This is a genomic window from Aureispira sp. CCB-QB1 (assembly GCF_000724545.1).
In the GTDB taxonomy this organism is placed as follows: Bacteria; Bacteroidota; Bacteroidia; order Chitinophagales; family Saprospiraceae; genus Aureispira.
On sequence record NZ_JHBV01000029.1, the window covers coordinates 162,646 to 177,286 of the forward strand.

Consider the following 14,641-nt stretch of genomic DNA (forward strand, 5'->3'; position numbering starts at 1 on the left):
TCACTAAGTGTGGTCAATATACAATGCTTATTTTGCTTTGTTTTTGATCTCTTGTACTTCAAGACGGATGCTTTGAGCAAGAGTTTTGATTTCTTGCATACCTTTACGTACACGAGTACCAGCAGCATTATTGTTGTCATTGTAGAATTTTCCAAAATCAGCTTCTAAAGCATCAACGATGCCTTTTAATTCATTAAATTTGTCCATTACAGTTTCTTTGTTTTCTTTTGCAATAAATGAATATTACAAAGGTGTTTTTAAAAAAATCCTTTTTCAAGGGAAAGCAAATGTACAATAACATCTAAAATATCCAAAACACACACCCTTTTTTTTTAAAAAATCGCTCTAAAAGTCGGTTATTAGGGTGTTTCAGGCTGTAAAAGTGTTTTAAAAAGTAATTAAAAGGCGATCTATAAGTAAAATAAAATGCTATTTTTAAGCATTCTGAGTACGCTCTAAAAATAGCAGAAAATCACTTAACAGTGTCCTAAGGCAGTTTTTAATAAAGTTCTTGAAGTACTGTAAGCGTCTGATCCAAATGATGCTCTGTAAAATCAAGATGTGTCACCAAGCGAATTTGTTGAGGACCAAAAGCAACCGTTCTTACTCCCTTATTTTGCAATTTATTAATTACGTCTATATGAGACAAATCTTCCCTCACCTCAAATACTACTATATTGGTATACACTGGCAATACATCCTTAACAAAAGAACACTTTTCTAAGGTTTCTCCTAAAGTTTTTGCTCTAGCATGATCTTCTTTCAATCGTTCAATATTGTTTTTTAAGGCAAAACTTGCAGCAGCAGCCAAGCTACCCGCTTGGCGCATCCCACCTCCAAATATTTTTCGAATTCGCCTAGCCTTTTTAATGCTTTCTTTTGTTCCAAGTAACACCGAACCTACTGGCGCTCCCAAACCTTTGGACAAACAAACAGAAATGGTATCAAACTCCGCTCCTAAATCTTGAGCCGTATAATCCGACTCAACAATAGCGTTAAAAACTCTAGCTCCATCTAAATGCAACTTCAACCCTCTTCTTTTACAAAGTTGTCTAATTTTTCTTATTTCTTCTATATCGTACATTGTTCCACCTCCTTTGTTACAAGTATTTTCTAAACTCACCAATTGTGTTTCAGGAAAATGTGGGTCATCTGGCTGAATTGCTGCTTCTATTTGTTCTGCGGTCAACCGTCCCTGTTTGCCTTCTAAAAGATGCGTTGCTAAGCCTGAATTAAACCCAATTCCACCACCTTCGTACTTGTAAATATGCGACAACTGATCACAGATTAACTCCCCAGGCGCATTACTATTTATTTTAATGGCAATTTGATTTGTCATTGTCCCTGAAGGACAAAAAACAGCTGCTTCCATACCAAACAAATCAGAAACATAAGCTTCTAACGCATTAATAGAAGGATCATCACCAAACACATCATCTCCTACTGGTGCTTCTAACATAATTTGTTTCATTGCCAATGAAGGTCGAGTCACCGTATCACTCCTTAAGTCGATCATTATTTTTATTTTGTTTTGCAATTTTTTTTTTTGACAACTTAAAGATACGACTTCATCACAGTAGTCACAACTATAGAACTAATCTTTTAAAACCTTGTGGCACGTTATATTTCTTCCATTTGTTAGTCGCAACCAATACATCCCTTTGGGAAGTGTTTCTGGAACCTCAAGCTTTACTTTTTGATTTTGGTATACCTCAGATAAATGAATTGGCATACACTCTCCAAGACTATTCCATAACTCTATTTCTAACGCTTCAAGCGCAATGTCTTCCTCAAATTTAACCTCTATTTGATGGACAAATGGATTTGGATAAACATTAATAACCATATTTGATGTTGAATGATTCAAGACTTTTATAGCAGAATGTTCTATAATTTCTGCTTTTAAGACCATCTCTAGACGGTAATAATTCGCTCCACTCAAAGGATTATTATCCTCCCATTCTTGCAATGACTTTAATTCTTCTAATGTTGCGATGGTTTCAAAATGAATTCCGTCTGAACCTCTTTGGATGCGTATCTCTTGGTATGATTCTATATTAGACACTTCCCAAGATAGCAAGCTTGTCATCACCCCTCTTTTTTTGACTTGAAATTGTTTCAATGGAAGCACAATGTGAGCTTCAACAAATACATCATCTATAAAATAGTAGGCCGCTCGATTTATTAATATACAACCATTGGTAGCCGCAGTTCCCGTTAATTGAATGGTTGTTGTTGCATCATCATAAAAATTACCAATCGTCAACCACTCTTCTCCTCCCGAAGCAGTATAAATGCCACTGACCAACGTCCAATTATTGGCATCTGAGACTACCCCTGAAACTACTTGCGGAACCACATTAATAAATTGATTCCCTGCTTGAGGCGTCTGACTCGAAGAAAGATACATGCCTTTACCGTTGGTGGCATATTTAGTAGAATCGGGTCTTAATATCCAAAATCCAATATTATATCGTTGGCCTGCTGCTAATGGGCTTGTTAACCGTACTTGCAAATACTCTCTACCATTGGGAGCACCCAAATCATATACATCTACAATTCCAGCATAAGCATTGCCACTATGAGCAGGATTGGTGCTACCTCCCATATTGACAGGGATTCCTTTTGAAGCACAGCTTGCTGTTGAGGGGAAACCACAGACATTAAATAAATCAGGAGTAGTTGTAGAGCCAGTTGGTCGCTGCCAAGGTAGTCTGATATTGCCAGTTGCACAACCTGAATTTTCAAAACTAGGGTCTGGAACCAAATTTTGACTTTGTGCTTTTATTAAAAATGCAAAAATTAAGATAAAAGAAAGACTTGTTTTCATTGCTATTACTATTAACTTAGTAGTTAGCTGTGCTGCTACTTCTTGGTTGTTGATTAATTCATGCGCTGTGTGTTTTTAGTTTTTAATAAAAAACACTTTACATTTAACTGATTCTATGCAATACAATAGTAACCTTTGTATTGTTTTTTTTCTACAACAAAAAAAGAATCTTGTTTATCCTTTTTTTCAACTATTATACGTATCTATCATTGGCTGATTTTTTTCTTACAATCAATCATCTATCATTAAATGGTACCAAATACATCATTACTAAAAAAGTATGTCTAAATAGATTACTTAGTTTATCTTCCTTATTTGACATAAAATGTTTATTACATATAGAAAACACACATTCAACATCCAAATTAACTCATGAAACAAGATTTAAAGAAAACAGACTTTTTTTGCCTTGAAAAAAAACTTTGGCTTGCCAATCAAACCACGAACATTCGAGCATATGATTTTCAATTCACACCTCTTTTTTCAGTTTCTCGACCTCGTATAAATGAGCCATCAAAAATTGTTGCTAGAATTGGTGCCATTGCAGATTATTCCTCATTATATCTTACCTATCAAGAATTGGGTTTTGAATTAATTAATTCTCCAAAACAACACCAACTGGCTAGTGAGCTTCAGTTTTGGTACCCTTTAATAGCTGAGATGACTCCCAAAAGCAAAGTTTATCCTAATTTTCCAAACTTGGCAACCGTCCTAAAAGATTTTAGCTTTCCAATATTCATAAAGGGAAATCGACAAACGGCAAAACATCATCCCGATCTTTGTATTGCTAAGAATAAAACTGACTTTCAACAAATTGCTAAAGCCTATCAAGAAAATAACATTTTGCATTGGCAAGCTGTTGTTTGTAGAACCTATGTTCCACTACATTCGCTAAAGCAACAAGTTCCCGATAAAGTCCCTCTTTCTTTTGAGTTTAGAACCTTTTGGTGGAAAGGCAACTTGGTTGGCAGTGGTCCTTATTGGTCACAGTTTGCCAATTATCAATGGTCGCCCCAACAACAACAAGTTGCACTTCAATTAGCGCAACAAGCAGCCAACCGAATTCAAGTTCCCTTTCTTGTCATTGATTTAGCGTTAACTCAAAAGGGCAAATGGATTATAATCGAGTGCAACGATGCTCAAGAGAGTGGTTATGCAGGTGTTGCTCCATTTTTACTTTGGCAAAATATTCTTGAACTAGAAAACAACCATTCAACTTATGAAATTTATAAATAAACTACTATCCAAATTAAAAGGGAAGGCAACCAATGATCATTTTCCTATAACTATAGAAGTTGTCCCAAATCAGCTATCCGTTATTGTTGACGAGCATCAAATCCCTAAAAGTATGGGCAACAGCAACCTTAATGCTCTGTCTTATCTTAGCAAAGGGCTAACATCAGTGGGGCAACAAGAATTGTTTTTTGTTCTAAAAACCAATCAAATTGATGTGTCAAATATTCCACAAGATCCTCTATTTTTTCTAGCCCAAGTCTATCAATTAGCACAACAAGGGCGCATTGTCAAAGAGGGTGATATTACACAATTTGGCAGTAAAGACATGTGGGGATGGAAAGGCATTGTATATGCCCCTGCGCCATTGCATTTGCAATCCAAACTTCCCCCAAATTGCCTCAGTATGATTCTATTAACTTTAGAAGAAGTGCAAACAGTTCAAGATTTTGGAGCCCTTAGAATTTTATCTATGCTAGGCAAACAAGCCCGCTATTATCCATTTCCTTACTGGACAGACCATCATCGGGAAAACTTGTTAATTAAAGAACTTCAAGATAGTTTGTTATTGCGTGTCAATCGGGTCAATTTGAGAGAAGCGACTGTTACCATGTTAAATAACAATCACATCTATTTAAAAATTTCTACCTCTTTAAAAATTGACTTTCCTCCAGATGCCTTGTCGGGACCTGTGCCAATTGGCATCTTACCATCCTTGGCAGCAGAGGCAGATGCTTGTCTAACTTGGTCTTTTGCTCCCAATACACCAGAAGCCATTACCCTTCCTAATAGCAATGGTACGGTTATTAGTGGTTGTATGTTGGTATTAATTGGCGAACAATCCGAAAATTCTAGTCGAATGCTTGAGGATGGTTTTGCATTATTATTAACCAAAGAAGCATGGGAAGCATTTTGGATGGCATTTGAAAAACAAGAAGTTTATCACTTAAAAACGGCTGGGGAAAACTTAGATTTTTCACTTATTTGGGAATAAAATATTAGTTATACTCCTTGGATTAGTAGTTCGTTGATTAGCTCCCTGCGGTCGTGAGATCGCTATCGCTTAGTTGTTTACTTTTTTAGCTCGCTGCGCTCGTGAGATCGCAAACTTAGTTACCAAAAAGATAAAAAATCACATTTATACTAGTTTAGCTGCGCTGCTACTTCGTGGTACTTCGTAAGTGCTGCGCAGTTGATAATCAAAATTTTAACACAAAACATAGTAAATCCACAACTTGTTAATTATCAAACTAATAAAGTTTTTCAATGACCACGTAGTAGCAGCGCAGCTAACTATTGTTGGATTTTTTAAACAAATTATTGCATGAAATTAATATCATTAAATGTAGGACAACCTCAAACGCTTACTTGGAAAGGAAAAACAGTTCAAACTAGTATTTTTAAACAACCTATTCATGGTAAACAATCGGTTTCTTTCTTGAATATAGTAGGAGACCAACAAGCAGACCTTCGTTATCATGGTGGTAGAGACAAAGCTATTTATAGTTATGACCTATCACATTACGAAGCTTGGAAAAAGCAACTTCATCGAGACGAGTGGTCTTTTGGTCTTTTTGGGGAAAATCTGAGTACAGAGGGATTGGATGAAACACAAGTTTTAATTGGGAACATTTACCAAATTGGTTCGGTGGTCATTCAAGCTACTCAGCCTAGAATTCCGTGTTTTAAATTAAATATTTGCTTTGATCGGGAAGACATGACGAGTTTGTTTTATAATTTCAAACGTTATGGCATTTATTTTCGCGTCTTAGAAGAAGGGACTTTGGAGGCTGGAGACACAATTAAGTTGATAGAGTCTTCTCCTTACGCTATTTCTATCCAAGACCTTGTCAATACTTTTGTAAGTAAGGGAAAAGATAAAGTTTTGCTTGAAAAAATCTTGGATATCCCACTCCTGCCCAATGGGATTAGAAAAAACTTTTTGTCCTTTCTATAATCCCTTTGGAGAATCGTATAGTTTCCTTACCTTATACCCCATTATGGTTATAATCACAACAAACTATGAGCAAAATAGAAGTCAGTCAACATATAAAAGAGTTAAAAGCCTCCTTAAAATTAATGGGCTCCAATCTTCTAGTAGCTGCTAGAGAATTTGGTGCTAGCAAAGAAACTAGAGAAATTTTAAAAGGGCAAATTGATAATATTAATGAAAACTTTTTGTTTGTCATTGTTGGAGAAGTAAATGCAGGCAAAAGTAGTTTTGTCAATGCTTTGTTGGGTAGCCCTATCTGTGCCACTAGCCATGAAATTTGTACGCAAGATGTACAAAAAATCATCTATGGCGAACAAGAAACATTGACTCAAGATACACACGAACGCATTACAACACGTCAGTTTCCCGCGGACATTCTAAAAGAAATTACGGTAGTTGATACGCCTGGCACCAACAGTAGAGAACTAGATCATCAAGTGATTACAGAACGCTTCATTCCTAAATGTAATTTGGTCTTGTTTGTTTTTCAATTGGACAACATCCACGTACAATCTGCTTGGGATTTGTTTCAAAAAATAAAAGGCGAATGGTCTAAAAAAGTAGTTTTTGTTCTTACCAAAGCCGACCGTTACAGCGAGGAAGAAAAGATCAACTATAAGAACATTCTAACCAAGTACGCCATTAACGAAAACATTGAAAATCCGTTGATATATGTTACCTCTTCTAAATTAGAAGACGAAGGCAAAACTGCTGAAAGTGGTTTTGCTCCCATCCGAGATTATATCAATAGTGATGTTTTAAAAAATGCTGCTCTGAACAAAATTATTGAAGATGTCAAGGTGATTAAAAAGCTCATGGCAGATATTCATCAGGAGTTCGATTTGCGCAAAACAAAATTTGCTAAAGATACGGAAGCAAGGGAAAGAATCGCTAGCATTATCAAAAGCAAAGAATCACTCACTTTGTCTAACATTCAAAATTTAACCCGTAAATGCTTGGCGGCTTATGATGCCAATACTGAAAAGACATTGGAGGAATTGAACAAAGGTATTGGATTCTTTAGCTTTACCTTTAAGTCCATTCGCTCTGTCTTTGGAGGTGAAAGTACCCAAGAATGGCTAGAAAAAGTCAACAAAGAACATGTAGAACGCTTGAACAAGGATACTAATTTAATCTTAGATAGTGGTGTTGATAGCCTTAAAAGTGACATTACCTATATGGTTATTGGTGTCAAAGAGGAACTAGATGCTTTGGAGGACATTCGTATTCGTCCGACAGAAATGTTTCATAAAATTGACGAAAAACGCAATGAAATTGTACATTCTCTCAAGCAAAATTTGACCGACTTTTTGGATAAATCTTCTGTTTTTAAAGGTGATCAAGTTGTCAAAGGCAATGGGGTTGATTATACAGGTGTTAATGTAGCGGGTGGTGTTGCCGCTGTTGGTGGTGCCTTGACATTTATTACTCAAATTTCTGTTTTGGACATTACTGGGGGCATTGCTACGGGACTTGGCTTGTTATTGGCTGGCGGTATTGCCTTTAGCAAAAAAGGAAAATATATCGCTGATGTAAAAGAAGCTTTGGCTCAAAAACGAGTACTTTTTGAAGAAACGCTGACCCAAAATTTAAGTAGTTATTTTAATCAAATTAAACTAAAAATCAACGATCAGTTTGTCGATTTTGACTATCACCTAAAATCAGAAGCCAACCAAATCAAGGAATACGACAAAGTTGCGCACCAACTCAAAAATGAGTTAAAAGAAGTTGAACGTAAGATTTTCAGTTAAAACAACGTTTCAGTAACCGATACAAACAATACAACTATGAAATTCCGAATTGCTCGACATGCAACTAATTTGCAAGCTATGGTTGATTTTTATACTCAAAATTTGGAACTGGAAATCTTAGGTGGTTTTAACAATCATAGTGATTATGATGGGGTCTTTTTAGGCAAAAAAGGCTTGGATTGGCATCTAGAATTTACAGTATCTTCTGATGCTCCTGAACACCATCCAGACGAGGATGATTTATTGGTTTTTTATATGCCAAGTGTAGAAGATTTGGAACGTATAAAAGCAAATTTTGAAGCCAACAAGATTCCCTCTGTCAAGGCAAAAAACACCTACTGGGATAACTATGGGCTAACTTATGTAGACCCTGATGGGTTTAGAGTGGTGGTGGTTTATCAAGAGAAATAGTCCAATTCACATAAGAAATATGCTTTGGAAAAACGAAGAATAGGTTTATGAAGGATGAATGTAGCCCGTAAAAATAGAAGAGTAGTTTTGCCCTAATTTTATTCTAAGTTTTCGTTGTGTTTTCCACTGATAGATTGGAATAGTAGTAACAGCAATTTCATTAGGTGGTAACAACCAATAAATTGCCCCCATACCACAACCTCTATACTGATAAGGCTCTTTTAATTCTTCCCATTTTTTCCCCATATATCCTTCTAGAACCAAAGGGATAGAATATTGCGTTGCAAAAACTATCGTATCTTCTTCTAAATTTTTGATAATAACAGGATAGGCTTTAAACGCTTGTCTCTTAATTGCCAAATAATTATAGGATAACAAATGGCGGTTGGTATCTACGATAACTCTCAAATCAACGGTATCACCTATCAAAACCGATGCATATTGACTATTACAATCTGCCATATAACATCTACAGGAATCCCATTTGGGTTTTAAAGTAGTTAACTTTTTTGTCAAACTATCTTTCATTGTATCTTTTTGAACCGTTACTGTTTGTAAGAAATCTTGAGGTGGCGGCGGAGGCGGGATACCTATATAAAATGGCGGTTGATAATCAATGTATATTGTATCTTTTTCTTTGCCTATATATAAAATATGTCCCTTTAACATTTGATTATAATCATCATATTCAAGTACTGTAGAATCAAAATTAACATTATCAATACAAATAGGGTAACTAATTTCAGGCACCAGCGAACCAGGGCTTTGACAACTAACCAGTAAACAGATAAGGAATAAAAGTAATATTTTCAAAATCATCAACTTTTAGAAATAATCATTACATTCATATAAGCTAGATGCACTATTGTACCCAATGGGTGTTTGGAGCTGGTTTAAATTGAACTCTTTGTCTAAACAAAGAAGCAGGATCACAAATTTCGAGTAGTTCCTTGCCTGTTTTAATTTGTTCTAATTCATCTGCAGCATAATATTCATATTCTGTCCAAACAGAAACAATTCTTTTATCCTTGATTGGAAACTCAGGTACAACCCAAAGTATGCTGTCTTCATATGCTTGGTAGATGTAATTCATGGCACAATCTCCAACATCAAAAGCGGCATATTCAATCGTATTTGGAGCGACTATTTTGACACGTTGATAATTTTTAATTGCTTCTTCTAGAGCTTTATTTTGATCCACATCGTGTACCACGACTTTACCCATTGCTCCAAACAACCCATATCTAATATTGTGTTCTGGCAAGTCAGGAAATTCCCAATCTCTAATTTCAAAAGAATAGTACAGCTTCCAAGTATCTTTGTAAGTATAAATTCTATAGGTATTCACACTTGAATAATCCGCATGAAATTCTACAACTCCTATTTCATCCGCACCATCACCATCAATATCTCCGATTGTTTCGGCATAAGCGACTCCCAAATCAGACGTAAAGGGAAACGTATCTTTTAAGGTATTGCTAACCATATAAGAATAAAACTCATGATCTTCTATCTTTCCACCTTGATAAGCCATTATATCCAAGTTTTCAAAAAATTTATTGGTTTCTTGTTTTGTTTTTGCATTTACATGACGTTCTACCAAGGTATCTTGAATATGATCTCCATTAAAATCTCCTAATAAGACAAAGCGATATCCCCAGATTGGTTTGCCCAGACCTATTGTTTCTTCTTTTGTTAATTTTTTTTTGACTAAAGACGTGTCTATTTTTTTTGCTACTGTTTCTAGTATTGATGTATCGAGTGCTTCTTCTTGAGGGGCTTCACAAGCTATGGTAATCGTAAAAAGTGCTACTAAAAGCACGTAACATAATCTCATTTAGTGATCTCTATTTTTGTATTTTTTTTAATGCCTGCTCCAATTAATTGTCCTGAACAACCAATAATAAAAGGTTTCTAACGGCTAAAATTCACTTATAAAATACAAAATAAGTTACTTTTTTTTATTTTTAAGTACTATTTTTTAATAATTAGTATTCGGTTGAAAATAATAGTCTTTGGTTACTCTAAGCCTAGTTAATTCTAACAAATATTCCATTTTTGTATTGAAGTTCAAAGTGGCTGTTCTGGTGTTTTAAATGTACTTCAAAAGGCGAAAAGTGGGCTTCGTCATTTCTAGGAATCCATTTTTTCTGCTTGTTATTAATAACAATAAATAAACCATGCTCATCACCCAAAGCCGCAAAACGTGCCAAATCACCACTGTAGCGTTCTATAGGAAAAGTTTGTAGCAAGCTCTTATAGACAGCTTTTACAGCATTGGTTGGCACTCCTATTTCGCTAACTTCCAGTACTTGATCTACTCCAAATGCTTCCTTTCTATCCATATTTAAATTTTTTCTGGCAATCAGCTCCACGATATTCATATCTTTATCATAAAAATACATTGCCTCAGCATTCCAATCTGAAAAGTCAACTAAATCCATTCCTTGCCAATCCAAAATATTTACCCGCTGTTGAAGCCATTTTAATGCCTCTGCTCCTTTGTTGGACGGAATGTTAAAAGCATAATGATAATTGGTTGCTCCACTTTTCTCAACAAACTGCAAGACTGTTTTTCCTATTTTTAGGCTAAACGTATTGGCTGTTTTTTCTAACAACTCAAATCCTAACGTTTGCGTATAGAAGGATATTTGTGCCGCTAAATTGGCGCTATAAAGCTTTATTTTATTGAAATTCATTTTATGTATTTTTGATACGCTCCATAGATTTATTATTGCTGAAATACAGAGATGCCCTTTGTTTTTTCTAAAAAATAAAAAAGCCGATAAGTGCTACTTCAGCGGGTCTTTTTTAGTAGGTTTCACTTAGTTTTTGTAAACTAGATAGCTATTGACTTTGTTCAAAGATAAAAAAGTACAATCAGATAAAGTTACTTTTTCATATTTTTAGTATATTCGCAGGTCGATACTGATTCCTTACTATTTTATTGTTTATAAATGCATTCAAAGTAGTTGTTTTATCACAAAAATCACAACCTACATTTGAATGATTTGGCAGATAGTATTTTCAAGTTTTCAGTAAGCATTTATATAGAAAAAAATTAAGAATCAAATAAAGAAATACCATGTTTGACAGTTTATCAGAACGTTTAGAAGGTGCCTTTAAGTCGTTGACAGGAGACGGTAAACTAACGGAAATTAACGTCGCTACCTCCATTAAAGAGATTCGTCGTGCCTTAGTTGGTGCCGATGTAAACTACAAAATTGCCAAAGAATTTACAGATAAAATCAAGGCGCAAGCTTTGGGAACTAAAAATGTACTTGCTTCTGTTCGTCCTGGTGAATTAATGACCAAAATCGTTAACGATGAATTGGTCGAACTAATGGGTGGTCAAGCAACAGGTATTAATATCAAAGGGAAACCAGGTATTATCTTAATTGCTGGTTTACAAGGTTCGGGTAAAACTACTTTTACAGGTAAATTAGCAAAATTTTTAAAAGTAAAAAAAGGCAAGCGTGTTTTACTTTCTGCTTGTGATGTTTATCGTCCTGCGGCCATCACTCAGCTAACTGTTTTAGGAGAGCAAGTGGGGGTAGAGGTATATAAAGAATTAGAAAACGAAAACCCTGTTGAAATTGCTCAAAATGCAGTGGCTCACGCTGCCAAAATGGGCTTTGATGTGGTTATTGTCGATACAGCGGGTCGTTTGGCTGTAGACGAAGAAATGATGAATGAAATTGAAGCTGTTAAAAATGGTATCAATCCTTCTGAAGCATTATTCGTTGTGGATGCCATGACAGGTCAAGATGCTGTTAATACGGCAAAAGCCTTTAACGAACGTATTAATTACGATGGAGTTGTATTGACCAAAATGGACGGTGATACTCGTGGTGGTGCGGCACTTTCTATCAAATACACGGTTGGCAAGCCAATTAAGTTTGTTAGTAGAGGGGAAAAAATGGATGAATTAGATGTCTTCCACCCTGATCGTATGGCTCAGCGTATTTTAGGTATGGGAGATATTGTTTCTTTGGTTGAAAAAGCTCAAGAACAATTCGATGAGAAAGAAGCCAAACGTTTGGAAAGCAAAATCAAAAAGAACAAATTTGATTTTGACGACTTCAAAACTCAGTTGAACCATATCCGCAAAATGGGTAACTTAAAGAACTTGATTAGCATGATTCCTGGTATGGGCAAAATTGCTAAAAATTTGGACATTGATGATAATGCCTTTAGCAAAATTGAAGCTATTATCAATTCGATGACTCCTCAAGAACGTAAAAACCCTAGTATTATCAATGGTAGCCGCAAAAAACGTATCGCTCGTGGTTCTGGAAATAAACTAGAAGAGGTCAACCAATTTATGCGCCAATTTGAGCAAATGCGTAAGATGATGCATCAAATGAGCAAAATGCAAGGCCAAGGTGGTGGTGGAATGAGCATGCCAAAATTCCCTGGACGTTAGTTCGATCTCAATAACTGTAATAAGTAATCGTTCATAAAAATTTATAGGCAAAATAGAATTCTTTTTGCACTGTTCTTCATCAAAAAATCTCGTTTTAGCCCGCTAAAACTTCAATTCTTTTCTTTGAACAGCACTAAAAACAATTACATTTTTAACTATACTTTTTTCTGTCCACTTACTTAAAATATAAAAAGAAGCCTTAAACTCTATCTCTGAGTTTAAGGCTTTTGTTTTTCTAGCTCTTAGGTCTCGGAATTTCTAAATAGAAAGAATAACCGACTTGAATTTGATGATAATATAAATTGGCATTCGTGAATTGGTGTATGAACCTGTAACGACCAAAAAATCTACCATTGCTTTTATTCGGAGCTGGTTTTAACCAAACCAATAGCTCTGCTTTTCCTAACAGAGAACGATCCCAAAATTCGCCCTGTTTCAAGTCATTCCTAAAATCATCTCTGTCTTTTACCTGGTTGTAATATTCCCCCAAACCCAATAACAAAAAGGGCGTATAACTCATACTAAAACCAAAGTATTTATCCATCGAAAATTTTATATTGGCTTCCAAAAATGTTTCCAATGTCACTGCTGTGTATTCATTATTTTCGGGGAGTCGAACAGGGTTTAATCGTAACGAATCTTTTAACGGAACCAAACCAAAGTAAAACCCAGAATTAAACTCAACGGTAGTATGTAAATGAGGATTTTGAAATAATGCCAAATTAAACAAACTCCCTACTCTCATGTATTGATACAAATGTAAATCAATGGAGGTAGCATATCCATGCGTTTTTTCTTGACCATTAATCGTGGTGGTTAAATAATCTAGCGGCAAAACTCGTTCTTTGTCTTCTACTTTTGATATGGTTATATTAGGTCGTAAATATTGAAAAATCCCCCAATTGATATCTTTACTTCCCCACAATTGATTTCGGATTGTATGCAAGTTGATTCGACGGTATATATCTGTCTGAATTAAGCCATTGGGCTTGTCCTCTTCTATCCCCATAAAATCAGAAAAGACAGCAGCTTGTATGATTCGACTTAGGGGCTCTTTGTATACCGTATGTACGGTCGGGTCTTGCTTCACTAGAATGATATGGGTGCCATTTTGAGGACTTTTGTCCAATACATTTCTCGTTAAATCAGGGATATATTCTAACAAATCTTTTAAGTTAATTATATAATCCACATAGCCTTTAGGTTTAAATAGATCCTCACCTGCTACCCTATAATGAATGGGATCATGACAACGGATATAGTATTCGTTAAATCTACTGATATTTCTATTGGACGAAATGCCAATTGGAATAGGATTCGTAAAAAGGTACTCCGTTCCTCCTATGGTTACAGTTGCCCTAAGTTCATTGATAAAACCATTGTGAACGACTATTTCTACTTTATTTACTGTAAATGAATTGGCGGTTATCTTTGCCAAAGGAGTATCTGGCACCAAGCTTGTACGTACAGCGGATGAAGCTGAATCGGTGATAGGGAGAGTCCCCCCTCCCTTTGATGAATTGGGATAATGTCTATTAATCTTCGCAGAATTATCATAAATAGTAGCGTACACAGGAACCGTTTGATGGACCTTAAAATCGCCCGCTTTGGGTCCTGTAGCAGCAGCTGGATTTAGGCTGTTTAGCATCACAATATTATGATACAAAGCACTTGCCGCCACTTGCAAATTAGCACTATTTTCAGCTGAAGTTACTTCTGCTGGTCCTCCTGCCTTGTCTACTGCAACATTAAATTTAGCTGTAAATGTATTTAATCTCAAAGGGCTATCAAAGAATTGAGTTGTTTTATTTCCATATTTAATCTCTACCTGAAATTTGTCTTTAGAAGTACGGATTACGGTTGCTTCATAGACATGATCATCTTTTCCATCAGAAATTAAAATGGTTCTTCCTGATATGAGTGTTGTTTGCGCTAAGGAGCTGATAATACAGCCTAACAATAAGCTTATTATAATTAGATATTTCATAATAAATTGG

At 35.5% G+C, this 14,641-nt stretch carries 13 protein-coding genes; 6 read left to right on the plus strand and 7 right to left on the minus strand.

Annotation, left to right across the window (positions count from 1 at the left end):
• Positions 1 to 27: 27 nt before the first annotated feature.
• The 3 genes from CG11_RS14315 to CG11_RS14325 all read right to left on the minus strand — a co-directional run bounded on the left by CG11_RS14315 (position 28) and on the right by CG11_RS14325 (position 2,830).
• A complete protein-coding gene (locus tag CG11_RS14315; protein WP_052597355.1) occupies positions 28 to 207 on the minus strand; it encodes a hypothetical protein in 180 nt (59 codons plus the stop codon).
• A 292-nt stretch (positions 208 to 499) separates the two neighbouring features.
• Positions 500 to 1,516: a low specificity L-threonine aldolase gene (locus tag CG11_RS14320; RefSeq protein ID WP_052597357.1), complete on the minus strand. Its 1,017-nt coding sequence runs from the start codon at positions 1,514 to 1,516 to the stop codon at positions 500 to 502.
• Positions 1,517 to 1,594: 78 nt separating this feature from the next.
• Positions 1,595 to 2,830 carry a T9SS type A sorting domain-containing protein gene (locus CG11_RS14325; protein WP_052597359.1) on the minus strand — a complete coding sequence of 412 codons (1,236 nt, stop codon included), beginning with the start codon at positions 2,828 to 2,830 and terminating at the stop codon, positions 1,595 to 1,597.
• A gap of 372 nt (positions 2,831 to 3,202) precedes the next feature.
• Here CG11_RS14325 and CG11_RS14330 point away from each other — a divergent pair, with 372 nt between their 5' ends.
• From CG11_RS14330 to CG11_RS14350, 5 genes are all read left to right on the plus strand, one after another.
• Positions 3,203 to 4,066: an ATP-grasp domain-containing protein gene (locus tag CG11_RS14330; protein ID WP_052597361.1), complete on the plus strand. Its 864-nt coding sequence runs from the start codon at positions 3,203 to 3,205 to the stop codon at positions 4,064 to 4,066.
• Positions 4,050 to 5,057, plus strand: a complete 1,008-nt coding sequence (locus tag CG11_RS14335) for a hypothetical protein (RefSeq protein WP_052597362.1) — start codon at positions 4,050 to 4,052, stop codon at positions 5,055 to 5,057. Before CG11_RS14330 ends, CG11_RS14335 begins: the two co-directional genes overlap by 17 nt.
• Before the next feature lie 330 nt (positions 5,058 to 5,387).
• Positions 5,388 to 6,020: an MOSC domain-containing protein gene (locus tag CG11_RS14340; protein ID WP_052597364.1), complete on the plus strand. Its 633-nt coding sequence runs from the start codon at positions 5,388 to 5,390 to the stop codon at positions 6,018 to 6,020.
• Positions 6,021 to 6,085: 65 nt separating this feature from the next.
• Positions 6,086 to 7,807 (plus strand): dynamin family protein, encoded by a 1,722-nt coding sequence (locus CG11_RS14345; protein ID WP_052597366.1) that lies wholly within the window; start codon positions 6,086 to 6,088, stop codon positions 7,805 to 7,807.
• A gap of 36 nt (positions 7,808 to 7,843) precedes the next feature.
• Complete coding sequence (locus CG11_RS14350; protein WP_052597368.1) at positions 7,844 to 8,218, plus strand: VOC family protein; 375 nt, start codon at positions 7,844 to 7,846, stop codon at positions 8,216 to 8,218.
• A 45-nt stretch (positions 8,219 to 8,263) separates the two neighbouring features.
• Here CG11_RS14350 and CG11_RS14355 read toward each other — a convergent pair whose 3' ends face one another.
• The 3 genes from CG11_RS14355 to CG11_RS14365 form a co-directional block, all read right to left on the minus strand.
• Complete coding sequence (locus tag CG11_RS14355) at positions 8,264 to 9,031, minus strand: hypothetical protein (RefSeq protein WP_156039780.1); 768 nt, start codon at positions 9,029 to 9,031, stop codon at positions 8,264 to 8,266.
• 49 nt (positions 9,032 to 9,080) lie between these two features.
• Positions 9,081 to 10,055, minus strand: coding sequence for a hypothetical protein (locus CG11_RS14360; RefSeq protein ID WP_052597372.1), 975 nt, complete (start codon positions 10,053 to 10,055; stop codon positions 9,081 to 9,083).
• Between the two features lie 193 nt (positions 10,056 to 10,248).
• Positions 10,249 to 10,917 (minus strand): VOC family protein, encoded by a 669-nt coding sequence (locus tag CG11_RS14365; protein ID WP_052597374.1) that lies wholly within the window; start codon positions 10,915 to 10,917, stop codon positions 10,249 to 10,251.
• Between the two features lie 386 nt (positions 10,918 to 11,303).
• Here CG11_RS14365 and ffh point away from each other — a divergent pair, with 386 nt between their 5' ends.
• Positions 11,304 to 12,644, plus strand: a complete 1,341-nt coding sequence (gene ffh, locus CG11_RS14370; protein WP_052597376.1) for a signal recognition particle protein — start codon at positions 11,304 to 11,306, stop codon at positions 12,642 to 12,644.
• Between the two features lie 235 nt (positions 12,645 to 12,879).
• On the opposite strand, the gene CG11_RS14375 is transcribed toward ffh, so the two are convergent.
• Positions 12,880 to 14,631 carry a hypothetical protein gene (locus CG11_RS14375; RefSeq protein ID WP_052597379.1) on the minus strand — a complete coding sequence of 584 codons (1,752 nt, stop codon included), beginning with the start codon at positions 14,629 to 14,631 and terminating at the stop codon, positions 12,880 to 12,882.
• Between the last annotated feature and the right edge of the window lie 10 nt (positions 14,632 to 14,641).

What these genes read in the sequence shown, in the direction of transcription:
- CG11_RS14365 (WP_052597374.1), bottom strand. Translation starts at nt 10,917, where the DNA reads ATGAATTTCAATAAAATAAAGCTTTATAGCGCCAATTTAGCGGCACAA.
- CG11_RS14325 (WP_052597359.1), bottom strand. Translation starts at nt 2,830, where the DNA reads ATGAAAACAAGTCTTTCTTTTATCTTAATTTTTGCATTTTTAATAAAA.
- CG11_RS14345 (WP_052597366.1), top strand. Translation starts at nt 6,086, where the DNA reads ATGAGCAAAATAGAAGTCAGTCAACATATAAAAGAGTTAAAAGCCTCC.
- CG11_RS14335 (WP_052597362.1), top strand. Translation starts at nt 4,050, where the DNA reads ATGAAATTTATAAATAAACTACTATCCAAATTAAAAGGGAAGGCAACC.
- CG11_RS14375 (WP_052597379.1), bottom strand. Translation starts at nt 14,631, where the DNA reads ATGAAATATCTAATTATAATAAGCTTATTGTTAGGCTGTATTATCAGC.
- CG11_RS14350 (WP_052597368.1), top strand. Translation starts at nt 7,844, where the DNA reads ATGAAATTCCGAATTGCTCGACATGCAACTAATTTGCAAGCTATGGTT.
- CG11_RS14340 (WP_052597364.1), top strand. Translation starts at nt 5,388, where the DNA reads ATGAAATTAATATCATTAAATGTAGGACAACCTCAAACGCTTACTTGG.
- CG11_RS14315 (WP_052597355.1), bottom strand. Translation starts at nt 207, where the DNA reads ATGGACAAATTTAATGAATTAAAAGGCATCGTTGATGCTTTAGAAGCT.
- CG11_RS14360 (WP_052597372.1), bottom strand. Translation starts at nt 10,055, where the DNA reads ATGAGATTATGTTACGTGCTTTTAGTAGCACTTTTTACGATTACCATA.
- CG11_RS14330 (WP_052597361.1), top strand. Translation starts at nt 3,203, where the DNA reads ATGAAACAAGATTTAAAGAAAACAGACTTTTTTTGCCTTGAAAAAAAA.
- CG11_RS14320 (WP_052597357.1), bottom strand. Translation starts at nt 1,516, where the DNA reads ATGATCGACTTAAGGAGTGATACGGTGACTCGACCTTCATTGGCAATG.
- ffh (WP_052597376.1), top strand. Translation starts at nt 11,304, where the DNA reads ATGTTTGACAGTTTATCAGAACGTTTAGAAGGTGCCTTTAAGTCGTTG.